The 21,288-nt window shown below is 45.3% G+C and carries 27 protein-coding genes; 1 reads left to right on the top strand and 26 read right to left on the bottom strand.

What is annotated here, in order from left to right:
* Positions 1 to 57: 57 nt before the first annotated feature.
* Together OP489_RS04910 and OP489_RS04905 are read right to left on the bottom strand one after the other, a co-directional pair.
* A complete protein-coding gene (locus OP489_RS04910; RefSeq protein ID WP_266163220.1) occupies positions 58 to 1,128 on the bottom strand; it encodes a branched-chain amino acid aminotransferase in 1,071 nt (356 codons plus the stop codon).
* A 107-nt stretch (positions 1,129 to 1,235) separates the two neighbouring features.
* Positions 1,236 to 2,561, bottom strand: coding sequence for an RsmB/NOP family class I SAM-dependent RNA methyltransferase (locus OP489_RS04905; protein WP_266163219.1), 1,326 nt, complete (start codon positions 2,559 to 2,561; stop codon positions 1,236 to 1,238).
* Positions 2,562 to 2,641: 80 nt separating this feature from the next.
* Here OP489_RS04905 and OP489_RS04900 point away from each other — a divergent pair, with 80 nt between their 5' ends.
* Positions 2,642 to 2,851: a hypothetical protein gene (locus OP489_RS04900; protein WP_266163218.1), complete on the top strand. Its 210-nt coding sequence runs from the start codon at positions 2,642 to 2,644 to the stop codon at positions 2,849 to 2,851.
* 91 nt (positions 2,852 to 2,942) lie between these two features.
* On the opposite strand, the gene OP489_RS04895 is transcribed toward OP489_RS04900, so the two are convergent.
* From OP489_RS04895 to cmk, 24 genes are all read right to left on the bottom strand, one after another.
* Positions 2,943 to 3,368 (bottom strand): Mini-ribonuclease 3, encoded by a 426-nt coding sequence (locus tag OP489_RS04895; protein WP_266163217.1) that lies wholly within the window; start codon positions 3,366 to 3,368, stop codon positions 2,943 to 2,945.
* Between the two features lie 27 nt (positions 3,369 to 3,395).
* The gene (gene obgE / locus OP489_RS04890; protein ID WP_266163216.1) at positions 3,396 to 4,667 is read right to left on the bottom strand and encodes a GTPase ObgE; all 1,272 of its coding nucleotides are present in this window, start codon (positions 4,665 to 4,667) and stop codon (positions 3,396 to 3,398) included.
* 105 nt (positions 4,668 to 4,772) lie between these two features.
* Positions 4,773 to 5,057, bottom strand: coding sequence for a 50S ribosomal protein L27 (rpmA, locus tag OP489_RS04885; protein WP_180340945.1), 285 nt, complete (start codon positions 5,055 to 5,057; stop codon positions 4,773 to 4,775).
* A 6-nt stretch (positions 5,058 to 5,063) separates the two neighbouring features.
* Positions 5,064 to 5,390, bottom strand: a complete 327-nt coding sequence (locus OP489_RS04880) for a ribosomal-processing cysteine protease Prp (RefSeq protein WP_180340946.1) — start codon at positions 5,388 to 5,390, stop codon at positions 5,064 to 5,066.
* Positions 5,390 to 5,698 carry a 50S ribosomal protein L21 gene (gene rplU / locus OP489_RS04875; protein WP_180340947.1) on the bottom strand — a complete coding sequence of 103 codons (309 nt, stop codon included), beginning with the start codon at positions 5,696 to 5,698 and terminating at the stop codon, positions 5,390 to 5,392. The genes OP489_RS04880 and rplU overlap by 1 nt, the downstream gene beginning before the upstream one ends.
* Before the next feature lie 136 nt (positions 5,699 to 5,834).
* Positions 5,835 to 6,731, bottom strand: a complete 897-nt coding sequence (locus OP489_RS04870) for a polyprenyl synthetase family protein (protein ID WP_266163215.1) — start codon at positions 6,729 to 6,731, stop codon at positions 5,835 to 5,837.
* A complete protein-coding gene (gene xseB / locus OP489_RS04865) occupies positions 6,721 to 6,927 on the bottom strand; it encodes an exodeoxyribonuclease VII small subunit (RefSeq protein ID WP_266163214.1) in 207 nt (68 codons plus the stop codon). The genes OP489_RS04870 and xseB overlap by 11 nt, the downstream gene beginning before the upstream one ends.
* Positions 6,924 to 8,069, bottom strand: coding sequence for an exodeoxyribonuclease VII large subunit (xseA, locus tag OP489_RS04860; protein ID WP_266163213.1), 1,146 nt, complete (start codon positions 8,067 to 8,069; stop codon positions 6,924 to 6,926). Before xseA ends, xseB begins: the two co-directional genes overlap by 4 nt.
* On the bottom strand, positions 8,066 to 8,995 hold the full coding sequence (locus OP489_RS04855; protein ID WP_266163212.1) for a peptidase M22: 930 nt from the start codon (positions 8,993 to 8,995) through the stop codon (positions 8,066 to 8,068). Before OP489_RS04855 ends, xseA begins: the two co-directional genes overlap by 4 nt.
* Positions 8,988 to 9,392 (bottom strand): transcription antitermination factor NusB, encoded by a 405-nt coding sequence (gene nusB, locus OP489_RS04850; RefSeq protein ID WP_266163211.1) that lies wholly within the window; start codon positions 9,390 to 9,392, stop codon positions 8,988 to 8,990. The genes OP489_RS04855 and nusB overlap by 8 nt, the downstream gene beginning before the upstream one ends.
* Before the next feature lie 125 nt (positions 9,393 to 9,517).
* Positions 9,518 to 10,093, bottom strand: a complete 576-nt coding sequence (locus OP489_RS04845) for a SpoIIIAH-like family protein (RefSeq protein ID WP_180340953.1) — start codon at positions 10,091 to 10,093, stop codon at positions 9,518 to 9,520.
* 36 nt (positions 10,094 to 10,129) lie between these two features.
* Positions 10,130 to 10,711, bottom strand: coding sequence for a stage III sporulation protein AG (locus OP489_RS04840; RefSeq protein ID WP_266163210.1), 582 nt, complete (start codon positions 10,709 to 10,711; stop codon positions 10,130 to 10,132).
* Positions 10,701 to 11,174: a stage III sporulation protein AF gene (locus tag OP489_RS04835; RefSeq protein WP_266163209.1), complete on the bottom strand. Its 474-nt coding sequence runs from the start codon at positions 11,172 to 11,174 to the stop codon at positions 10,701 to 10,703. The genes OP489_RS04840 and OP489_RS04835 overlap by 11 nt, the downstream gene beginning before the upstream one ends.
* Complete coding sequence (locus OP489_RS04830; protein WP_266163208.1) at positions 11,171 to 12,319, bottom strand: stage III sporulation protein AE; 1,149 nt, start codon at positions 12,317 to 12,319, stop codon at positions 11,171 to 11,173. The genes OP489_RS04835 and OP489_RS04830 overlap by 4 nt, the downstream gene beginning before the upstream one ends.
* A 62-nt stretch (positions 12,320 to 12,381) precedes the next feature.
* The gene (locus tag OP489_RS04825) at positions 12,382 to 12,774 is read right to left on the bottom strand and encodes a SpoIIIAC/SpoIIIAD family protein (RefSeq protein WP_266163207.1); all 393 of its coding nucleotides are present in this window, start codon (positions 12,772 to 12,774) and stop codon (positions 12,382 to 12,384) included.
* Between the two features lie 12 nt (positions 12,775 to 12,786).
* On the bottom strand, positions 12,787 to 12,981 hold the full coding sequence (gene spoIIIAC, locus OP489_RS04820; protein WP_266163206.1) for a stage III sporulation protein AC: 195 nt from the start codon (positions 12,979 to 12,981) through the stop codon (positions 12,787 to 12,789).
* A 16-nt stretch (positions 12,982 to 12,997) separates the two neighbouring features.
* Positions 12,998 to 13,483: a stage III sporulation protein AB gene (locus OP489_RS04815; RefSeq protein WP_266163205.1), complete on the bottom strand. Its 486-nt coding sequence runs from the start codon at positions 13,481 to 13,483 to the stop codon at positions 12,998 to 13,000.
* Positions 13,404 to 14,414, bottom strand: a complete 1,011-nt coding sequence (locus OP489_RS04810; protein WP_266163204.1) for an ATPase, T2SS/T4P/T4SS family — start codon at positions 14,412 to 14,414, stop codon at positions 13,404 to 13,406. Before OP489_RS04810 ends, OP489_RS04815 begins: the two co-directional genes overlap by 80 nt.
* A gap of 109 nt (positions 14,415 to 14,523) precedes the next feature.
* Positions 14,524 to 16,509, bottom strand: coding sequence for an NAD-dependent DNA ligase LigA (ligA, locus tag OP489_RS04805; protein WP_266163203.1), 1,986 nt, complete (start codon positions 16,507 to 16,509; stop codon positions 14,524 to 14,526).
* Positions 16,510 to 16,528: 19 nt separating this feature from the next.
* Positions 16,529 to 17,158 carry a sporulation protein YunB gene (gene yunB / locus OP489_RS04800; protein WP_266163202.1) on the bottom strand — a complete coding sequence of 210 codons (630 nt, stop codon included), beginning with the start codon at positions 17,156 to 17,158 and terminating at the stop codon, positions 16,529 to 16,531.
* Between the two features lie 145 nt (positions 17,159 to 17,303).
* A complete protein-coding gene (locus OP489_RS04795) occupies positions 17,304 to 19,268 on the bottom strand; it encodes a bifunctional 4-hydroxy-3-methylbut-2-enyl diphosphate reductase/30S ribosomal protein S1 (protein ID WP_266163201.1) in 1,965 nt (654 codons plus the stop codon).
* Positions 19,265 to 19,864: a lysophospholipid acyltransferase family protein gene (locus OP489_RS04790; protein WP_266163200.1), complete on the bottom strand. Its 600-nt coding sequence runs from the start codon at positions 19,862 to 19,864 to the stop codon at positions 19,265 to 19,267. Before OP489_RS04790 ends, OP489_RS04795 begins: the two co-directional genes overlap by 4 nt.
* A gap of 46 nt (positions 19,865 to 19,910) precedes the next feature.
* Positions 19,911 to 20,537 carry a lysophospholipid acyltransferase family protein gene (locus OP489_RS04785; RefSeq protein ID WP_266163199.1) on the bottom strand — a complete coding sequence of 209 codons (627 nt, stop codon included), beginning with the start codon at positions 20,535 to 20,537 and terminating at the stop codon, positions 19,911 to 19,913.
* A gap of 17 nt (positions 20,538 to 20,554) precedes the next feature.
* Positions 20,555 to 21,226 carry a (d)CMP kinase gene (gene cmk, locus OP489_RS04780; protein WP_266163198.1) on the bottom strand — a complete coding sequence of 224 codons (672 nt, stop codon included), beginning with the start codon at positions 21,224 to 21,226 and terminating at the stop codon, positions 20,555 to 20,557.
* Positions 21,227 to 21,288 lie beyond the last annotated feature (62 nt).

Below are 21,288 nucleotides of genomic sequence, written 5' to 3'. Positions count from 1 at the left end.
CATCTTCGGAATTACCCTTCCGAAGATGGTTTTTCATTTATGTTTCACTCAGCTATTTTATTTAACTTCAACTGTCCAGCCGAACGGATCCGGGATTTTGCCCCACTGGATGCCGGTCAGGGTATCATAAAGTTTCTGGCTCAGTTCACCAATTTTACCATCGTTGATAACCATGATGTCATCGCCCCATTTAAGATGGCCAATTGGAGAAATAACTGCTGCAGTGCCGCTGCCGAAAGCTTCTTCCAGCTTGCCGTCTTTTGCAGCATCAGCCAATTCCTGAATGGAAAGGCGGCGTTCAACCACCGGTACCCCCCATTTTTTGAGGATCTCAATGACACTCATACGGGTAACTCCAGGCAGGATAGAGCCCTGTAGTTCCGGAGTAACCACTTCTCCATTAATCTTAAAGAAGACGTTCATCGTACCGACTTCTTCGATGTATTTACGCTCAACGCCATCGAGCCAAAGGACCTGTGTATAATCCTGCTTTTCTGCCTCGTCCTGTGCTTTCAAAGAAGCCGCATAGTTACCGGCAGTTTTGGTATAGCCCATACCGCCGCGAACTGCACGAACATAATTCTTCTCAACATAGATCTTAACCGGGTTAAGACCTTCCGGATAGTAGTTTCCAACCGGGCAGGTAATTACAATAAAGAGCAGATGATTCGCAGGATGAACACCGATGTGAGGATCCATACCGATGATGAAAGGACGAATATAAAGAGAAGCGCCCTCACTTGTAGGAATCCAATCTTTATCTACCGAAACCAGTTTCTCAATCGCCTTTTCTGCAAATTTCTCATCGATCTGAGGAATGCAGAGACGATCGTTTGAACTGTTCATACGCGCCATGTTTCTATCCGGACGGAACAAAAGAATTCGGCCATCTACCGCACGATAAGCCTTCATTCCTTCAAAAACAGACTGTCCGTAATGCAGACACATTGCTGCGGGAGACATGTCAAGATTACCAAACGGTACGATTCTGGCGTCATGCCATCCTTTCCCCTTATCATAGTCCATCAGGAACATATGATCAGAGAAAATCGTCCCGAAGGGAAGCGGCGCTCCCGGCGCTGGCTTTTGCTTCGGATTTTTTGTCAATTCTACCCTGATTTCCTGCATAAAAAATGCCCTCTTTCAATTAAGTATTGACTTATTTTATCATTGTTCCTGCAACTTTTCAAGTCAAAAACTGCATTTTTTTACTCTTTAAAGCGAAAAATTCTATTTTAATGAACCCGCAGTCCTTTAGGGTAATGATTCTTTAGAAACCCACCGGAACATTTTCCAAAGCCGGTAATAACGCCGTCAACTGCTACTGCCGCATATCCGGAAAGCTGATCTGAAGCCAAAATCTGCTCCCCACGCAAGAATGCCTTCAACTCCGGTGAATCATGAGAAAGCACCAAACAATGCTGCAAGTTTTCCGGAGTAAGTGTCATAAAAAGCGCATGTTCGGGTTCCAATCTGCCTTTTCGTTCCTTACCAAGCAGAATTCCGGCCCTTCTAACATTTAATCCCTTTAAAATAGGCAGCGGCACTTTGGGTAATAATAAAAACTGATCTCCAACAGAAGCCGGTACTCCAAACATCGGAATTGTAAAAGTATCCTCCCAAAATTTCTTGACAAAATTCGGAACTTTAATTGGTTTTGGCTCTGAAAAAAGCGATTCTACTGCTTTTTCTCCCGATTTTTTGAGTTTCGCCGCAAAATGGCCTTCTCCTCCGTCCATCGGATAAATTCTTCTAGCCTTTGTAAGTGCCGGACGTCCGCCGGAAATTCCAGAATCAACCAGCTCAAATTCCGAATGATTTTTTAAAAATGCCTCAATGACACCCTCATTTTCCTCTTCTGAAAAAGTACAGGTAGAATAAACTAAAATCCCACCGGGCGTTAAAGCTTTCTGCGCACTTTCAAGGATTGCAAGTTGGCGGACCGCACAGGATTTTACATGTTCCGGACTCCATTCCTCAATCGCACGCGGATCTCTGCGAAACATTCCTTCACCGGAACAAGGCGCATCTACCAGCACTCGATCAAAAAATCCCGGCAAAGAAGTACAAAGATGTTCCGGCTCACAGTTACTGATGACTGCGTTTCGAATTCCCATTCGCTCAATATTGGAAAGCAAAATTGAGACGCGAGAGGATACAACCTCATTGCTCCACAAAAGGCCCTTTCCATTTAAAAGCGCGCCGATTTGTGTACTCTTTCCACCCGGTGCCGCACATAAATCCAGAATTCGTTCTCCAGGCTGAGGAGATAAAGCGGTCACAGCCGACGAAGCAGAAGGTTCCTGTGAATAAAATGCACCGGCATGATACATTGGAAAACTGCCAATTTTCTGATCATCCGGGACATAATAACTCAAAGGAGAAAATGGTGTTTGAACAAGTGAAAATGGAAGCGATTTTTTTAAATTTTCAAGTGTACATTTGGGCGGATTGATTCGAATTCCACGAAAAGGCGGTTTCTGATAAGAATCAAAAAAAGCCGGTGCCTCTTCTTGTAGCTGCTCTTTCATTCTTTCCACAAATTCCTGCGGCAATTCCAAATAGAATCAACTCCCTTTCTCTGTATATTTGTATATTTTTTTTAAATCCTCACATACTACCCAAGAAGGAGGTGAGTGATTTGGATCGTTACAGCAATAATAATAGTCAGAACTGCTCTGACAGCACTGACAGCAAAAATTATACCAACAACTCTGTTCAGAACAAGAAGAGTCAGTCTTCTCAGGACAAGAAAAGTCAGTCTTACCAGGACAAGAAAAGCCAGTCTTATCAGAACAAAAAGTCCGACAGTAATGCTCAGGACTGCTCTGGTCGCAATTATCAGAATTAATTCACCCTTCTTCCAATATTCCTAAAAACCAGAGAATCAGGGGACGTTTGCAGAATTTCTGCAGCACCCCCTGATTTTTGTTTATTTTTATTTAGACATCTGTTTTTTCAATGTTCTGCATTTGAATTTCGCAGATTTCCCGAAAAAGTTCCTGCAGACGTTTTAAATCACCTTTTAAGTATAAATATCCAAAAAGGGATTCCAATGCTGTTGCTGCATGATAGTCTGCTACCGACGCATTTTTAGGTACATGCCCTACATGGGCATTGCGCCCACGTTTTAGCACTGATATTTCTTCTTCCGACAAAATTGGTTCTAGTTTTGGAACCACCATTGCCTGTGCTGCCGCCTGTACCTGTTTAACTGCATGTTTATGCAATTCTTTTACAGGGCAATTCCCTTGAAGCACCAAACGCTCTCGAACAAAAAGTTCAAAAACACCGTCTCCGATAAATGCTAGTGTCAACGGACTATAGCTTTTGGGGTCACAATCTGTTTCCGCAAGAAAACGATCCATTCCTTTTGTTCCTTTCCGATTACGCAATCATTCAATAAAGTCAAATTGAATATCATAGATACTGACTGTATCCCCTTCTTGGATTCCAGCTTCCCTCAGCTTATCGATCACACCAGTTTCAATCAGCACACGCTGAAAATACTGAACAGATTCATAATCATCGAAATTGACAGAACGGATCACCTGCAACAGCCATTTTCCTTCTACAAAGAAAATATTGTCTTCTTTCTTAATCTGAACTTCTCCCTGTCCCAATTCTTCTGGTGGGATAATCGGCGCCGGCTGTGGCTCATATCGCCGAATGGGCGGAAGTTTCGACAGCATTTCGCTGATCTTATTGAGCAGTGGATCTACTCCATATCGAATTGCCGCCATGATCGGGAAAAATGAATATCCTTTTTGCTCTACAAAAGCTTTAAAGTCTGCGATTTGTTCATCGCTCGCCATATCACATTTATTGCCTGCCACAATCATTGGCCGTTTTGCAAGCTCTGGATCAAATTTTTCAAGTTCCTGATTGATCGTGTCAAAATCCTGCTTTGGATCTCTTCCCTCACTGCCGGAAACGTCCACCACATGAACAAGCATACGGCAACGCTCTACATGACGCAAAAACTGATGTCCAAGTCCGGCGCCCTTCCAAGCGCCTTCAATCAGGCCAGGAATATCCGCCATGACAAAGGAACGTCCTTCTCCTATACGGACAACCCCCAAGACTGGAGTAAGAGTTGTAAAGTGATAGTTTGCAATATTCGGCTTTGCCTCACTGACAACACTGACAAGTGTACTTTTTCCGACATTTGGATAGCCGACTAATCCCACATCTGCAAGAAGTTTAAGCTCCAGCTGAACATCCATCTCTTCGCCGGGCGTTCCCGGTTTTGCAAAGCGTGGGACCTGTCTTGTCGGTGTTGCAAAATGGGTATTTCCCCATCCTCCGCGTCCGCCGTGAAGTACGACCTGGGCCTCTACATCTGAAATATCCGCTAAAATACGTCCACTTCCTACATCTTTGATCAGGGTTCCGCGGGGAACTCGGATCACCAGATCTTCACCGCTTTTTCCAAAGCAACGCTTTGCACGCCCGTTTTCTCCATTTTGGGCCACATATTTGCGTTTGTAACGAAAATCAGCCAGTGTGGAAAGATTGTCGTCTGCCAAGAAAGCAATATTTCCTCCCTTGCCGCCGTCTCCTCCATCCGGGCCACCCGCTGCCACATACTTTTCCCGACGAAAAGTTACGGCTCCATTACCGCCGTCTCCCGCTTTTAAATGAATTTTGGCATTGTCTATAAACATAAGAATCCTCCTGGAAAAATCCTTTTACAATGATAATTCCTCAAAAAAGTGAAAAAATCCCAGGCAATTCCGGCCTGGGATTTTTATCATTTCACTCAATAAAGCTTATTGCTCTGCAGCATATACGCTGACCTTTTTGCGGTCTGCGCCATAATGCTCAAACTTTACGTTGCCGCTGATCTTTGCATAAAGCGTATCATCTGAACCGATGCCCACATTCTCACCGGGATGAATATGAGTGCCGCGCTGCTTTACCAAAATGTTTCCGGCCAGGACATACTGACCATCCGCACGCTTGACACCGAGGCGCTTAGACTCGGAATCACGGCCGTTCTTTGTGGAGCCCATACCTTTTTTATGAGCAAACAATTGAATGTTAATCTTTAACATAATTTATCACACCTCTTGATATCTGACTTTAATTCTTTTCGGATACTGTTCCTCCAACCCCAACATATGGAGCTTAAAGCCCTCTAAAATTGGCTGACTGGAATAAGCACGCCCCGACGGAAGCTTTAAGGAACATCTGCCATCCGCCGTATCGACGACTGCCTCTGCATGAAGAACATCCGTAATGGTATTAACAACAAGATATGCTGCAGAGGAAACTGCCGCACAGACAATTTCTTCGCCCTTATCTTCTCTGCCGCTACCGGCATGTCCTTCCATTAAGAATCCCAGCAATTCGCCCTTGGGATCTTTTAGGAAGTCACAGACAACCATTACGCATTAATGGCTTCGATCTGCACTTTTGTATAAGGCTGACGATGACCCATTCTACGGGATTCATGCTTCTTAGCCTTATAGGTCCAGATATTGATTTTCTTGCCTTTTCCGCTCTTAAGGACTTTGCCCTGAACGGAAGAACCCTCCACATAAGGAGTGCCGACCTTCAAGCCGTCGTCTGTTTCGACTGCCAGAACCTTAAAGTCGACCGTGGTGTTATCCTCTGCTGCAAGCTTCTCGACAAAAATGACATCATCATTCTGTACTTTATACTGCTTGCCGCCGGTTTCGATGATTGCAAACATAGTGATAAATCCTGCCTTTTTATAGACTCGCTACGACGGGTGAGCATTTCTGCTTCTTCAATAGCCCGCAATAAGCGGCCTAACAATAATATCATAACAGCATTTTTTTGTCAATGGTTTCTTAAAAATGCTTAATTTAATGCTTTCTCTCTGAAAGATTCTCAGCAAGTGCTTTCAAAAACTCCGCACGCTCTCCAAATGGTTCCAATGCAGAAACCGCTTTTTCTGTAAGATCTTTTACCATCTGCTGTGCTTTCGAAATGCCCAGAATCGAAACATAAGTGCTTTTTTCATTCTCAGCATCGCTTCCCACAGGTTTTCCGAGGGATTTTGTATCGCCTTCCACATCCAGAATATCATCCTGGATCTGAAATGCAAGGCCGATCGCCTTCGTATAATCATCGGCAGCTTTCCGCATTTCTTCTGAGGCTCCGGCAAGTGCACATCCCATCCCTGCCGCCGCACGAATCAATGCACCGGTCTTATTGGCATCCATAATCTGAAGAGTCTTAAGATCGATTTCATGCCCTTCGCTCTCAAGATCGATCACCTGACCGCCAACCATTCCATGATCACCTGCAGCCCTAGCTAAAATGCCTGCGGCCTCCGCTGCATGGGACGCACCCGCCAAAGCAACAGAATCCGGTGCCAGCATCACTTCAAATGCCTTTGTGAGCAGGGCATCTCCGGAAAGAAGCGCAATATCTTCCCCATACACTTTATGATTGGAGGCTCTGCCACGGCGTAAATCATCATCATCCATACAGGGAAGATCATCATGAATCAAAGAATAGGTATGCACCATCTCCAGCGCACAGGCAAACGGCAGCGCCTTTTCAGGCTCCCCTTTGCAGATTCCGCAAAACTCCAGCACCAGAATCGGACGAAGACGTTTTCCACCTGCCAAAAGGCTATACCGCATGGATTCCGTCAAATTTGCAATCAATCCCGTCTCTTCCGGAACGTAAACCTCCAGCGCTTGATCGATTAATTTACAGAGCTTCTTTAATTTTAAATCAAACTCAAGCTTCATTAGTTGTTTCCTCCCCGGTCAAAGTACGAACCTTCTGTTCTGCTTTTTCCAGCGTTTCATAACAATATTTGCTGAGTTTAGCTCCTTCTTCGTAAAGCTTCAATGATTCTTCCAGAGAAACTGTAGAATCCTGCAAAGAAGTTACGATTTCTTCCAACCGGGAAACTGCCAATTCAAACGTCATTTTTGATTTCATACTTGCTCCTGTTCCAAAACGCGGCACTTAAGTGCCCCGTTTTTCAGTCTGAGATGAAGGATTTCGTCCGGTACCGCCTCTGAAGCATTCTCCAAAACGGCACCATCTTCTTTCTTGACGACCGCATATCCGCGGCTAAGCACCTTTAAAGGACTTAGTGCATCGAGCTGTGCCATCAGCCTTGAAAGCTTTTGACGATTTTTTTCCAAAGGCTGATTGAGTGATTCTCCCAATGCCATTGTTACCCGGTCTAACTTCTGCCGTTCAAGATTCATACGATTCTGCAAAGAATTTCTGAGGATCTCATCTGTATGCAAAAGATTTCTCAGCACTTCTCCGCGATCCGGCACCGCCAGTTCCGCAGCGGCACTGGGAGTTGGTGCACGCAAATCCGCTACAAAATCGCAAATCGTAAAATCCGTTTCATGGCCAACCGCCGAAATAACTGGAATTTTTGATTCTGCCACCGCTCGCGCCACGCACTCTTCGTTAAAAGCCCAGAGATCTTCGATACTGCCGCCGCCTCTTCCGACAATCAAAACATCGGCGGCTTTTTCGCGGTTAAAACGCGCAATCGCCTCTGCAATCTGCGGTGCCGCCTCTTCCCCCTGCACCAATACAGGGCAAAGAACCACTTCGCTTAAAGGCCATCTGCGGGAAAGAATATTTAAAATATCACGGACTGCCGCTCCGGTGGGAGAAGTAACAACACCAATTCTTTCCGGACATCTTGGAAGTGCTTTTTTGCGTTCTTCTGCAAAAAGCCCTTCTTTCTCCAATCGGCTTTTCAGCTGTTCAAAAGCGATTGCCAAAGCACCGGCTCCTACGGGCTGCAATTCATTCACATAAAATTGATACTGACCGGTCACTTCATAAAGAGAAACTCTTCCGCAGGCCAGTACCTTCATTCCGTCTTCCGGCTTAAAGCGAAGCCTGCGGGCATTCCCTGCAAACATCACCGCCTTAATTACACCACCTGAATCTTTGAGAGAAAAGTAAAGATGACCGGAACGATAATGATCGGTAAAATTAGAGATTTCGCCCTGCACGTAAACGACCTGCAGATTGCGGTCGCCTTCCAAAATGGATTTGACATAAGTGTTGAGCTGAGTAACTGTCAAAACATTGGTATGTGCACTCATAGCATTCCCTCCCGCAGGGCAGTCAATACTGCAATTCCCGCTGCATTATCCGCAGAAAAGACCGGTTCTGCAAAAAAAGCCTGATACTTTTTAGAGATACCCTCTTTTAGAAAAGCGTTGGACATCACACCTCCCGCAAATACCAGAGGGAGCCCAGGTCGCTCTTTGAGCAGTGCTTCTGTCATATTGCACAGTGCTTCCAAAATAAAGGACAAGCAATATTTTGCGATATCTTCTTTTTCCACGCCTTCCCGCAGCATTTTCTGATACTGATTTTCGACTCCGGAAAGCGAACAGTCGCAGCCTTTCATCGGCACATGGACTTTAAAGGCTTTTTTTGACTGCTGCGCAAGCTTTTCGAGCTGCGGTCCTGCCGGAAATGGAAGTCCCAAAAGGCCGCCTACGCGATCGATTGCTTGTCCAGCTTTTAGATCCAACGAATGTGCCGCAAGTTCCATGGGAATTTCCGGATCTGGAAGCACATGGAGTGCTTCTGTTGTTCCACCCGATACATGAAAGGCATAAAATTCTTTTCCGATCAGATCAAGACGCCCGGAAGAATAGAGAGCCGCAGCAATATGCCCCTGCTGATGAGACCATTTAAAAAGCGGAACATTGAGTACCACCGATAGCATTCTGCCAATTCCTTCCCCTACGGTAAAGCAAGGCATATAGCTGCCATCTACCGCTCTCGGCCGGGAAGAAACGCCAACAGCACCAATTTCTCCATGAGGAGTAGACATTAGCTTTTCCAAGATTTCCGGCAGCTGCTGCGTATGATGGAAAACCGCATCACTTTGACGCAAACCAAGTGTTCCCGGTTTTACGGGGAGAAGCTTTTTCTGCTGTCTTACTCCATCTACCGGATTCCAAAGCGCCGCAGAGGTCGTATAATTACTGGTATCAATTCCCAAACACTCAATCATGCTGTTCCAATTCCTTTGCAGCGCTTCCCAAAACCCCATTTAAAAATTTGGGATCTTCTGCACCGCCATATTTTTTCGCAAGGTCCACCGCTTCGTTGATCGAAACGCTCACCGGAATTTCTTCTTCCCATTTCATCTCATAAATACAAAGCCGCAAAAGGGAAATGCACACTTTAGAAAGGCGATTCATCTTCCAGCTCTTCGTATAGCGCGAAATGATCTCATCAATCTCATTAAGATGTAATTCGACCCCTTTTGATTCTCTCTCTGCAAAAGGATCCACCCGAAATTCTTCTGACTCTTCCGCATCTGTGATAATCTCATCAATACTGTCATGATTGATATTTTGCTGAAACACCAGAATAAATGCCTGTTCTCTCGCTTCGCGTCGTTTCATAAAGCCTCCTGATTTTTTTAAAAAAATAAACCCTCCAATATGTGGAGGGTTTTGATGACAAAATAACATTCGATTTTCAAACATCCACGGCTTTATTATACCACGAAAATTCTCCAGAACAACTATTATTTGCTCTCGATAATTTTAATTTTATCGTAAGTAACGCCGGTCTGACCAACAACAATATCTTTGATCAGCATAACAGCTTCGGACATTTCCTTATCGCCTTTGCTGACAACCACATTGCAGGTGCCATTTTGCAAATATACGACGCAATCATTAAACCCTTTTGCTTTAATTAAATTTTCAGCATTATTTTCCTGCTGAATATTTTGTGCAATTTGTGCCGCCTGCGTTACGGCTTCTTTTTTGGCATCGTCACTGGAAGAAACATCCGATGTGACTTTTTCCAAAAGCTCTACCGCCTGATCTCTTGCCTTCTGACGGGTAAGCCGTGCCTGCGTAAAACTGTCGCTGCCGGAAGCTGCAGAAGAAGTCGTTATTTCTTCAGAGGAATCAGCCACCGAAGAAGTGCTCGGATCTGCATTGACAAGCTGTGCCTGACCCAATTCTTTTTCTGAAGCCGTTGTTCCGGCCATCTGCACCGTATTGCCCCCTGCAAACTGCCAGTTAAGATAAACCGCCGCGCCTAACGCTACGACTAAAGCTGCCAGAATCACCTGACGTTTTCCCATTTTCATCTGAAACTCCTCCTTGTCGTGAATAAAATAAGTATTTCAGGAATCAGAACGCACCACACAGACTCTGGCAGAACTAATTCCTACCGCTGTTGTTACTGCAGAAATGATTTTCTCCTGTACAGCAGGATTATCAGCGCCTGGGCAAGTAACAACAACGCCTTGAATTTTCGGCTGCTGCTGCGTAATTTCCACTGGATGCTCATTCCCATTTGCGTCTTTTACAAGAATATATTTCGTTTCAAGGCTGCTATTATCAGTATTTCTGCTTCCGGAAGAATCCTGAGCCTTCTGGGTTGTCTTTTTCTCTTCTGTTGCATAGACCTGCGCCGTTCCCTGCTCCAGGGTCACCAAAACATGCGGCGTTCCGGCGCCCGAAATCTGAGAAATCAGTTCACTCAAGCGCTGCTCCATCTGCGCTGTATAATCCTGATTGCTCTCCTGGGAAGAAACCGCAGAGGCGGCGGTCTGTACAGACTGCTGTGTTTCTTTTCCGGTTTTTCCGAAAACAGAGCTAAGAAAAATCAGTGCAATTCCCGCAAACGCAAGAATCAAAACCATTTTTCGGCTGAAATCGTGCTCCATCAGTCTTTTAAAAAAATCCTTCTTTTCAGCTTCCATCTGTTTTCACCTCCGTCTCGAGTCCCAGAGATTTGGTTAAAAAATCTTGGATATCCTCTTTGGAAGCAGACTCCGATATTGGCAGTGTCACGATAACTTTGGTAATGTGTATGCTTCCATCCTCGCTATTATCCATCAAAACGGACACGTCTGTGCAGCTAAGTGATTTTTTTTTGAGTTCCGACTTGACAAGCCCCACAATGCTGCTTTTGGCCGCTTCTACATATTGATCATCCACTGCCTTAGAAAGTGTTGAATCCGGCGTTTTCTGAGAAGTAGCATGATCCAATTTTTCGGAAACTTGTGGAACGACCTCCTTTAACGGAGCAATCAAAACACACAGGACCAGCGCTCCCATGACAAGGCGCACTAATTTTGCCGTAGAGCCGCTCGGCAGCAAAAACTGCAGCATCGCAGAAGCCACCGCCACCAGGCAGATACCAACTGCCCATGATTCAATCATGCAGTATTTCCCCCTCCAACGATTACCAAAAGCACACTGGAAACAGTCAGTACGGTCAAAGAACAAATCAGGATTGCAAGAAGGGTTTCCATCACAGAAGCGCAAGCTCTTAAGAGACCGGAAAGTTCTTTCAAATCAAAAATGTCACCCACCCCTGCACAAAAGCTAAGCAGAATAATCCAAACAAGGCAGCTGAGAAGCGACGGCAAAAAAATGATTGCTTCTGCAAGCAATACAAAAGCCCCTACGCCGGACTTTAAAATTCCAACGCACCCACTGACCGTATGAATTGCTTCGCTCAAAGCGCTTCCCACGACCGGTACAAAGCTACTGACCACAAATTTTGCGGCGCGGTTTCCGCCGGTATCTACTGAAGTAGAAATCATTTGGCGCATCGTAAGAAGACTCGTAAAAACCGTCATCAGAAACCCCAAAATCCACTTGACTCCTTTGGAAAACGCCTGACAGATTCCAGAAAGTTTGAGGTCTGGTGAAAGGGAAGAAACAATCGAGATTGCTAAAAAAATACGCATAGCAGGCGCCAGGATTTGTGCCGAAATCAATTCGACTCCATTGCCGGCAGCTGCTGTCAAAATCTGCCATGACGCTGCAGAAACCGGTTGTCCTCCTGCAAGAAGGATTCCTCCCATAATTGGAATCGTTGTTAGCGAAAATCCAGCCGCGGTTTTAATTACTGCACAGGCAGCAACGATCGAATAAATCAGCGGTTCTACCACACAAACACAAACACAAAGAGCCCCCACTACCCCAACGGCACTCCCAATTTCCTCTGTTCCCACCGAAAGTTTCAGCGCGCTGACCATTGCGCACAGAACCATAATTGCGATAGAAGAAGCTGCTGCTTTTAAGGGGGTTGATCCCTCTTTGCCTGTTAACCCAAATACCATCGAAAAAAACTCTTGGGGCGTAATCTTTCCGATATTCCGAAAATCCCCATTCACTGCGCCCAAGTGATTCATCAGCTCTTTTGTGGAATCCGGAAGATCTCCCCAAAGGCTATTTGCTCCACTTTTTTCCACCTGTTCCTGATAGAGGTCTTCCGATACACTTTCTCCTGTCTCTTCTGCCATAACCTGTGGAGTATTCAAAAAAAGGAGCAGAAGCATCAGAAAAAAAGCGATCAAAAATTTTGTCTTTTTTTTCTGTATTCCTATCACTTTTGGAACACCGCCTTTTCTGGTTCCTTTTATCCGGAAGTGATCAGAGAAGCTGCAATCGCTGCAATTTGCTGGAAAAGCGGAAGTGCAAAAATCAGAATTTCCACCCGACCTGCAAGTTCCACTTTTGCAGCTAATGAGCTTTCTCCGGAATCCCTGCACGCATCCGCTGCAAACTGCGTCAGAAAACTAACTCCCAATGTTTTGATCAAAATCGCGCCAAACTCCGCTTTAATCCCCGCACTCTGAAATAAGCTCGTCAACTCACTTATCGCAGGCAGCACACTCTTTAAAATCTGCAGAGTAATTAAAACCCCGGCAGCAATTCCCAATGCCAGAGCCTGCTCTCCATTCTGCCGGCGAAGCAGAAGAATGATTGCCAGAGAAAGGAGCGCGATTCCGAGAATCCCAAACAGTGTCATTTTGATTCCCCGCTAAAGGCCAAAAATAGATTTGATTGTCCCGAAAAGGGTACTGATCTGCTGAACAATCATCATCAGCACTACAATTAATCCGGCAAGCGTTGTCATCATCGCCTGTTCCTCCCTGCCGGAACGCACCAAAAGCTGATTCAAGACCGCAACAATAATCCCAATAGCGGCAACTTTAAAAATAAAATCCACATCCATGAATTTCCCTCCATTTTCAGCAGAGAAGTAATGCTGCCGCAGCACCACCAAAAAGTCCCAACATTCGATAGAGCTTTCCCTTTTTCTTTTCGTCTTCTTCTGCTTTTAAAAGTGTCTTTTTTGTAAGGCTGCCACATAAACTGCAATGATTTAGCTGTCCCTGCGTATCACTCGCTCCAAACCCTTCTCCAAACTGGCTGAGAAGTTCTCGGTCCTCCTCACAAAGGACGGGACTCGCCTCTGCTTTTTTCCATGCCTGCGGAAAAGGCTCTCCTTTTTTTAGTGCCGCAAAAAATGGCGGCATAAAGTCAAGACTTTTTCCATGGCGCATACAAATTTCTTCTACCGGCATTCCTTCATAGGAAACTTCTGTTGCTGCATTATCAAGAAAAATGCAAAAATTTTTAAGTCTTGTTACCCGATCATGCAGTTTCTTCGACTCCAGATATCCCGCTGTGGCTCCTGCTAAAAGAAGAAAAACTGCCCCGATCCACTTGAGCAAGAAGATCACCTGCCCTCAATAATTGCTGAATATGTCCCGGCACTCCGCGTGACAAAAGTGCTATTCTCTGAAAAGCACCGCTTTGGAGCAGCGCTTTGGTCTGTGGACGATGTAAAAGTTCCGAAAGGCTTCCCGCATGGATACTTGCAATCACCGCTGCACCCGCATTTACGCTCTGCACCAGTGCCTGTGCTTCTCCCAATCCTCCCAGTTCATCACAAATCAGATATTCCGGTGACATAGACCGCACTGCAAGAAGAATTCCATCGACCTTTTGAAATCCATCCAAGACATCGCAGTTAAGGGAACTCCAAGCAGGTATTCCGTTATTGACCCCACAGATTTCTCCTCGTTCATCAATAACCGTCACCTTATGAATCGCTGAATTCTGCCCACCGGAAAGATACATGGCGATATCCCTCAAAAGCGTTGTCTTACCGGAAGCAGGGGGCCCCGCAAGGAGCAAGCCTCCTTCCAGAATTTCTGGCCTTTTTAGCAATGCACCTGCACACCCGGGAACCGCCCTCGCAATTCTGATATTTAAAGAAGACACATCCCGAATCCCCGTCTGCTTTTCTTCCCGATAAACGGCTGTTCCACAGACTCCAACTCGATGACCGCCCTGCAGAGTCAAAAAGCCGGTGCGAATCTGTTCCTGATGACTATAAATAGAATAGCTGCACATCTCCCGAAAACTTTCCTGCAAATCTTCCATCGATGCACATAATCCCTGCTCCTGCTGCAGCGTAACGCCTGCATGATTCAGAAACCATGTGACTCCCTTTCCCCAAAGGCAAATTGGTCTGCCTGCACGCAGCCGAATCTCTGAAATGGAAGTCTGTATTTGGGGCGGTAATGTGCGCAGCAAATCCCGGATTCTGGGAGCAATCGGTGCTGTTGCTTCCCGAAAGCTTTTTTCAGGATTTTCCATGTTCTTGTCCCACCTTTCATTATCACAGGTATATGGACGAGCCGAAAAAAATAGAACCTGACAAAAGAAAAAGCCGCCGGCTTTTAAAACCGACGGCAAAATTTTATATTTAATTTTCGTTTAGCAATTTTAAGAAATCATCTTCTGAGAGAATCGGGACATTAAGTTTCTGCGCCTTTTCCAGTTTACTTCCGGCTTCCTCTCCGGCAAGGACGTAGCTTGTTTTTTTCGAGACACTTCCGCTGACCTTTCCGCCAAATTTCTCAATGATGGAAGAAGCTTCTGAACGAGTCATCGTTGGAAGCGTTCCGGTCAACACAAAGGTCTTTCCTGCAAAACGTGTATCCTGTACCTCTCTACGAGAAGTCATATTCACATTCGCATCAGAAAGGCGTCCAATCAATTCTCCGGTCGCAGGAAGGTCAAAAAACTCCCGAATACTTTGCGCCATGATCTCTCCGAATCCTTCAATCGAAGCGATTGTTTCTGTGGATGCTTCAAAGATCTCTTTGATATCCAGAAAACGTCCTGCCAAAAGTTTTGCAGCTTTCTGACCGACGTGTGGAATCCCCAATCCATAAAGAAGACGTGATAAGTCGTTTCCTTTGGAATGCTCGATAGCAGAAAGAAGATTTTGCGCGGATTTTTTCCCCATTCGTTCTAAGCTCAAGAGCTGCGGCTCGGTCAAATGATAAAGATCGGCTGGAGAACGCACCAGTTCTTTTCCGATCAGCTGATCGATCACAGCCGGCCCCATTCCATCAATATCCATTGCGTCTCTGCTGGTAAAATGGATCAGATGTCTCGTAAGCTGCGCAGGACAATCCGCATTGGTACAGCGTAACGCAGCCTCTCCCTCTTCCCGCACCACCGGACTCCCGCAGGAAGGACAAATCTTCGGCAGAAAATATGGTTCTGAATTTTCCGCATGAGAAATCACTCTAACAATTTCCGGAATAATTTCTCCGGCCTTTCGCAGACAGACTTTATCTCCCACCCGAATATCTTTTTCAGAAATAAAATCCTGATTATGAAGTGTTGCACGGCTGACAGTGGTCCCCGCCAAGGTAATCGGTTCAAAGACGCCGGTAGGTGTCAAAACGCCGGTGCGTCCGACGTTTACTTCAATTGAAAGAAGAGTTGTTTCTTTTTCTTCCGGCGGATATTTAAACGCCTCTGCCCACTTTGGAAACTTTGCGGTACTGCCTAATAATGCACGCTGCGCAAAATCATTCACTTTGACAACAGCACCATCAATGGAATAATCAAATTCTCCGCGCCGTTCACCAATTTTCCGAATATGCGCGATCGCTTCTTCAATATTCTGACAGACCTGATAAAACGGTGAAACGGTAAAACCAAGTCTTCTTAAATATTCCAGCGATTCATCATGACGAGAAAGCGTTTCACCCGAAACCTGTTGAATATTAAAAACGAAAATATCGAGGACACGGGAAGCGGTAATCTTTGGATCCTTTTGCCGCAGAGAACCCGCTGCTGCATTGCGCGGATTTTTAAATGGTTTTTCCCCATTCAATTCCTGGCGAGCGCAAAGCTGCCAGAAGCTCTGATGAGACATATAAACTTCTCCGCGAACCTCCAAATAAGGGACCGGCTCTTTGAGCGTTTTCGGAATGGTTCGAATCGTTCTTAAGTTTTCAGTAACATCTTCTCCAACTGTTCCATCCCCACGGGTAGAACCGCGAAAAAATTTCCCATCTCGATATTCAAGAGAAACCGAAAGGCCATCAAATTTTGGCTCTACTACATAGGTCACATCCGGTACGGTTTCTCTTACACGGCGGTCAAAATCACGCATCTCTTCCTCAGAAAAAGAATCGTGAAGGCTCTCCATCACAACTTCATGTGTTACTTTCTGAAACGTATTCAAAGCCGGGCCACCGACTTTGCGAGTTGGGGAATCCAACGTGCGCAGGTCCGGAAATTCCCGTTCTAAATTTTCGAGTTCACGGTAGAGCATATCATATTCATAATCGTCAATTTCCGGTGCATCCTCTACATAATACTTGCGACTATGATAATTGATCTGTTCCCTCAGTTCTTGAATTCTTTTTTCCGCTTCCTCCCGTTGCACAGAAAGCACCTCCGTTATTTTATTTTCCACTTGCCATAAACACCGGCACTTCGCCCACAATGACAGTTTCCGCTACAGGAACATCTGTAGAAAAGTCAGTGGTAGAATCCACTCCCGGCAGATAAGCATATAACTGCGCGCTCAATTCCAGATCAATTTGCTGCCGTGTCTGGTTTACCCCGGCGTCTTCAAAAATATTATGAAATTCCGCCGTAACGTTGCCGCTCAAAGTAACCCGCAGAGGAATCCCCGGCCCACGCCCGTGGAATAATTCTCCACCGAGTAACGTTCCCAGAGGAACCGTTAGGTCTTCGTTGCCCTGATCACTGAGTGTATCTTGGACCGTTTCGACCAAATGGGATTTTAGTTCATTCATCTTTACGACGTTACTGCTAATGGAAAGTACTTTTCCATTAGTATCCCGCTGGATTACCGCAAAATCACTATAAGAAACACCGCTGCTCTCAAGTTCTTTCTGAACAGCGACACTAACCATCTGAGCAGCATAGCGTTTTGCTTCCAGGGCGGCCAAATCGCGCATCAAAGGCTTTAGTTGAAACTCCAACGCAATGATGATTCCTACAACAGCCAATATAGCCAACAATCCTTTCCATGGAATGCGGCTGCGCCTATATCTCCACCTTCGCACAGATGATTCCCCCTTTTGCTTCTATCTTCTATATTAGCAAAAAGAGAAATTTGTGTGAAAGAAAAAAGGAAAAATAAATTTTTAAAAAGGGCGTAAAGGACCCTTTTCGGCCTCTTCACGCCCTTTTAAAAATTCTTAGAAAATCTTATTCTTCGCTTTGTTCTTTCTCTTGGTTCTCTTCCAAGAGCTTACGCATGGAAAGACTTACACGATGACGATCGAAATCGATATCTGTAATTTCTGCATTGACCTTTTCGTTCATCTGCAGAACATCCTGCGGCTTTTCAATCCGATGATCAGCGATCTGAGAAATATGGATTAAACCGTCAATGCCAGGAATAATCCGCGCAAAAGCACCAAAAGAGGTCATGCCAACAATCGTAGCCTCTACAACAGTGCCAACCGGATAATCCTTCTTCAGGATCTCCCACGGGTTGTCCTCAGGGCGTTTGTATCCAAGAGAAATCTTGCCCTTTTCACGGTCGAGTCCCTTGATGTACACTTTAACGGTATCGCCAACATTTACAACCTCACTCGGGTGCTTAATGCGAGTCCAAGAAAGTTCAGAAATGTGAATCATTCCATCAACGCCACCTAAATCCACAAATGCGCCGTAGCTTGTCAGGGACTTAACGGTACCGGTATATTCCTTGCCTTCTTCAGCAGTCTCCCAGAACTTCTCAGCCTGTGCTTTGCGCTCATCTTTCCAAACGGAACGAATGGAACCAACTGCACGGCGACGGCCGCGGTTTACTTCGATAATGCGGAAATGAACTTCCTTCTTGAGCAAATCCTCCAAAGGATCGTTGCGGGAAGGAGTCGCCTGAGAAGCCGGGATAAATACCCGAACGCCATTAGTAACAGCAATCACGCCGCCCTTGATGACGTTTGTAACTGTTCCGGTAAGGATTTCTCCGCTCTCTTCAGCAGCAGCAACTGTCTCCCAGCCTTTTGCAGCATCGAGACGTTTTTTGGAAAGCATGATCGTACCTTCCTGATCATTTGTGCGCATAATCAGAAGATCCATCTCATCGCCCATTTTGACTAAATCTTCGGGTTTTGCATTCGGGTCAGCAGACAATTCCGAAGCTGGGATAAAACCAGCCTGCTTACGACCGACATCTACATAGACTTCTGTAGGGGTAATTCCGACAACAACTCCGTGTACCTTCTCATCTGTATTTAAACTCTTCAGAGACTCTTCAAGCATCTCCTCAAAGCTGTCCTCGGCGGAATCGGTGTTCTGGTTCTGCACATCCTCATTGATTTCTGACATGGTAACTAGTACCTCCTTTATGATACTTGCCGGCGTGGAAGCACCAGCAGTAATACCTAAATCATGTACCCCTCTCAAGGCACTAAGCGGAAGCTCCTCCGTACTCTGCGCAAAATAAGTCGGCGCAAATTGCCTGCATACTTCAAAAAGCTTCGCTGTATTAGAACTCTGCTTCCCTCCGAGAACCAGCATAGCGTCACTCTTTTGTGCCAGCTCAGCAGCCTCTTTTTGACGGGCAGCAGTTGCATTACATATTGTATCAAAAATTCGAGCATTTGTATATACCCTTTTCAGGATTTTTAAGCATTTTTCCCATTCTGACAACTGAAAGGTAGTCTGAGCTACAACAGAAATAGCAGAATCGCACAAAATTTCTCGGCGATTAATAAAATCCGTCAGCTCCTGCGCATTCAAAAAGACATTACACTGCCCGCTGCAGTGTCCCACAATCCCCTGCACCTCCGGATGGCTGGCATCTCCGAACAGAAAAAGGATGCGTCCTTCTCGGCTTTCTTCCCCTGCAATTTCCTGAATTTTAGAAACAAAAGGGCATGTGGCATCTACACAATGAACCGGCAAGTGCATGATCTGTTCTTTTACTGCTTTGGAGACACCGTGAGACCGAATCACCAATGTGCTGCCTTCTGGTGCTTCTTCCGGCTTTTCCACCTCGATAACGCCCATTTTTCGCAGCTGGGAAAGGGTTTGAGGGTTATGAATAATAGGGCCCAACGTGCAAACCTGTTTTTCTTCCCGTAAAAGCTGTTTTACCAAGTTGACCGCACGGTTAACCCCAAAACAAAATCCTGCTGTTTTTGCAACCGTTACTTTCAATTTTCTTCCTCCAATAATCCATTAATTGCCTGCGCCAAAGTAACACTGCCCGATTTTAATTTTTTATGATCGTATTCGGCGCCCCGAAAAAACTTTTCTGAAATCGGTTTCCCAATTCTGACTGTAATTCGGCTAAAAAATTTGAGAGGCCCTCGGCAAAAAATACTCATTGGAAGAATAGGCACATTCGTACACGAAGACAGCAAGACAGCGCCGGATTTAGGCGAGAACGAACGATTGTCACGGATGACATATCCCTGCGGAAAAATCCCTACAATTCCACCGTCTAAAAGAATCTGTTCTGCTGTTTGCAAGCTTTTACGATCTGCCGTTTCTCTGCGAACCGGAAAAGCTCCAAGACTTTGCAGAATCCATGCTGCCAATCTGCCATGCTTTGTAAAAAGTTCTTCTTTTGCCATAAAACGAATTTGCCGCTGAAAAGGAGCCGCTACCAACAAGGGGTCTATCAAACTGCGATGATTGCAGCAAACGATAAAAGCCCCCTTCTTTGGGATATGCTCTTCCCCTTTCCAGCAAATCCTGTAAAAAAGGCGGCTAATTCCTTTTAAAATTTTTTTTGCAATCGTATACAGCAAAAACGTTCCTCCCAAAACGAAGCATTCTAAAAAATTATGTAAACTTTTATGAGAATTTTTTTAAAGTTTCTTCCCTCATTTTGAGAATTTTTTCCCATACCAAATGATTAGCGGCTCGATATTCACTGCCTTTTCCTTTTGTAATTTGGAGCTCCTCCGGTTTAATGGGAGCCCCAAAAACGACTTCTGCTCTGTGGAACAGTTTAACGGGACCGCCCCCGTGCATCACAATGCAGCAAGGCACAATCGGAATCTGATATTTATAAGCCAACATTACCGCTCCAGCTTTTGGCTGGCCGGGTAACCCATCTTTACTGCGATGACCTTCCGGAAAAATTCCAAGAAGATGTCCTTCCCGAATCAGCCTTGCAGATTCATTGATTGCCTTTCTATCGCTTCTTCCGCGCTGAACCGGATAAGCGCCAAGTCCCTGCAGAATCATCGCAAACGGTTTAAACCGAAAAAGTTCCGCTTTGGCCATATAATAGATCTGCCGTTTTAAAGAAAATCCCAGCCGAAACACATCCGTAAGTCCCAGATGATTACAGCAAATAATGGCAGCTCCCTCTTTAGGGACCTGCTCTCTTCCCTGTGCATGAAACGGGCAAAAGGGACGAATAAACCACCGTGCGATCTTTTGTACAAAAATGTAGATCGGAGTCCGCTTTTCCAAACCCATATGCTCCTTTCTTACAGGTTAAAATGTTTTTTAATAATGTTAGAAAGCATCTGTACCGATTCCTCCAACGTATTTCCCGTTGTATCAAAGTACTGTGCATCTGAAGCAGGCTTCAAAGGTGCCACTTTACGATGAGAATCCTGATAATCTCGGCGCTTAATGTCCTCGAGAACCGTTTCAAAAGAATCCTCGATTCCCTTTTCTTGAAGCTGCGCACGGCGTCGCTGTGCTCGTTCCTCTGCCGAAGCAGTCAAGTAAATTTTCAACTGTGCGTTAGGGAGAACCACCGTTCCGATATCGCGTCCATCCATAATCACATCATTTTGTTTTGCCATCTCCTGCTGTAAATTCAGCAAAAAATCGCGTACTCCCGGGATTGCCGAAACATCGGAAGCCGCCATACTAACCTGTGGCTCACGGATCTCCTCTGAAACATCTTCTCCGTTCAAAAGCACTCTTTGCCCCTCTTTTGAAAAGCGAAGGGAAAGCTTAATTTCCGAAAGCAGCGGCAAAACTTTTTCTGCTTCCTTAGGATTGATTCCCTTTCTAAGCATATAAAGCCCGATTGCACGGTACATAGCACCGGTATCCACATAGACAAATCCAAACTGTCTGGAAATTTCTTTTGCAATCGAACTTTTCCCAGCACCAGCAGGGCCGTCAATGGCAATATTAATTTTCATAGAGCGATCCTCTTTCCTAAAATCTACGGAAATTCTTTCCAATCTGTCAATTAGAATTCCCG

The sequence above is a fragment of the Caproicibacterium sp. BJN0003 genome (assembly GCF_026314295.1).
Classification (GTDB): domain Bacteria; phylum Bacillota; class Clostridia; order Oscillospirales; family Acutalibacteraceae; genus Caproicibacterium.
This window is presented reverse-complemented; position numbering and strand designations above follow the sequence as displayed.

What these genes read in the sequence shown, in the direction of transcription:
- OP489_RS04910 (WP_266163220.1), bottom strand. Translation starts at nt 1,128, where the DNA reads ATGCAGGAAATCAGGGTAGAATTGACAAAAAATCCGAAGCAAAAGCCA.
- OP489_RS04895 (WP_266163217.1), bottom strand. Translation starts at nt 3,368, where the DNA reads ATGGATCGTTTTCTTGCGGAAACAGATTGTGACCCCAAAAGCTATAGT.
- obgE (WP_266163216.1), bottom strand. Translation starts at nt 4,667, where the DNA reads ATGTTTATAGACAATGCCAAAATTCATTTAAAAGCGGGAGACGGCGGT.
- rpmA (WP_180340945.1), bottom strand. Translation starts at nt 5,057, where the DNA reads ATGTTAAAGATTAACATTCAATTGTTTGCTCATAAAAAAGGTATGGGC.
- OP489_RS04880 (WP_180340946.1), bottom strand. Translation starts at nt 5,390, where the DNA reads ATGGTTGTCTGTGACTTCCTAAAAGATCCCAAGGGCGAATTGCTGGGA.
- rplU (WP_180340947.1), bottom strand. Translation starts at nt 5,698, where the DNA reads ATGTTTGCAATCATCGAAACCGGCGGCAAGCAGTATAAAGTACAGAAT.
- OP489_RS04870 (WP_266163215.1), bottom strand. Translation starts at nt 6,731, where the DNA reads ATGAAGCTTGAGTTTGATTTAAAATTAAAGAAGCTCTGTAAATTAATC.
- xseB (WP_266163214.1), bottom strand. Translation starts at nt 6,927, where the DNA reads ATGAAATCAAAAATGACGTTTGAATTGGCAGTTTCCCGGTTGGAAGAA.
- xseA (WP_266163213.1), bottom strand. Translation starts at nt 8,069, where the DNA reads ATGAGTGCACATACCAATGTTTTGACAGTTACTCAGCTCAACACTTAT.
- OP489_RS04855 (WP_266163212.1), bottom strand. Translation starts at nt 8,995, where the DNA reads ATGATTGAGTGTTTGGGAATTGATACCAGTAATTATACGACCTCTGCG.
- nusB (WP_266163211.1), bottom strand. Translation starts at nt 9,392, where the DNA reads ATGAAACGACGCGAAGCGAGAGAACAGGCATTTATTCTGGTGTTTCAG.
- OP489_RS04845 (WP_180340953.1), bottom strand. Translation starts at nt 10,093, where the DNA reads ATGAAAATGGGAAAACGTCAGGTGATTCTGGCAGCTTTAGTCGTAGCG.
- OP489_RS04840 (WP_266163210.1), bottom strand. Translation starts at nt 10,711, where the DNA reads ATGGAAGCTGAAAAGAAGGATTTTTTTAAAAGACTGATGGAGCACGAT.
- OP489_RS04835 (WP_266163209.1), bottom strand. Translation starts at nt 11,174, where the DNA reads ATGATTGAATCATGGGCAGTTGGTATCTGCCTGGTGGCGGTGGCTTCT.
- OP489_RS04825 (WP_266163207.1), bottom strand. Translation starts at nt 12,774, where the DNA reads ATGACACTGTTTGGGATTCTCGGAATCGCGCTCCTTTCTCTGGCAATC.
- spoIIIAC (WP_266163206.1), bottom strand. Translation starts at nt 12,981, where the DNA reads ATGGATGTGGATTTTATTTTTAAAGTTGCCGCTATTGGGATTATTGTT.
- OP489_RS04810 (WP_266163204.1), bottom strand. Translation starts at nt 14,414, where the DNA reads ATGGAAAATCCTGAAAAAAGCTTTCGGGAAGCAACAGCACCGATTGCT.
- cmk (WP_266163198.1), bottom strand. Translation starts at nt 21,226, where the DNA reads ATGAAAATTAATATTGCCATTGACGGCCCTGCTGGTGCTGGGAAAAGT.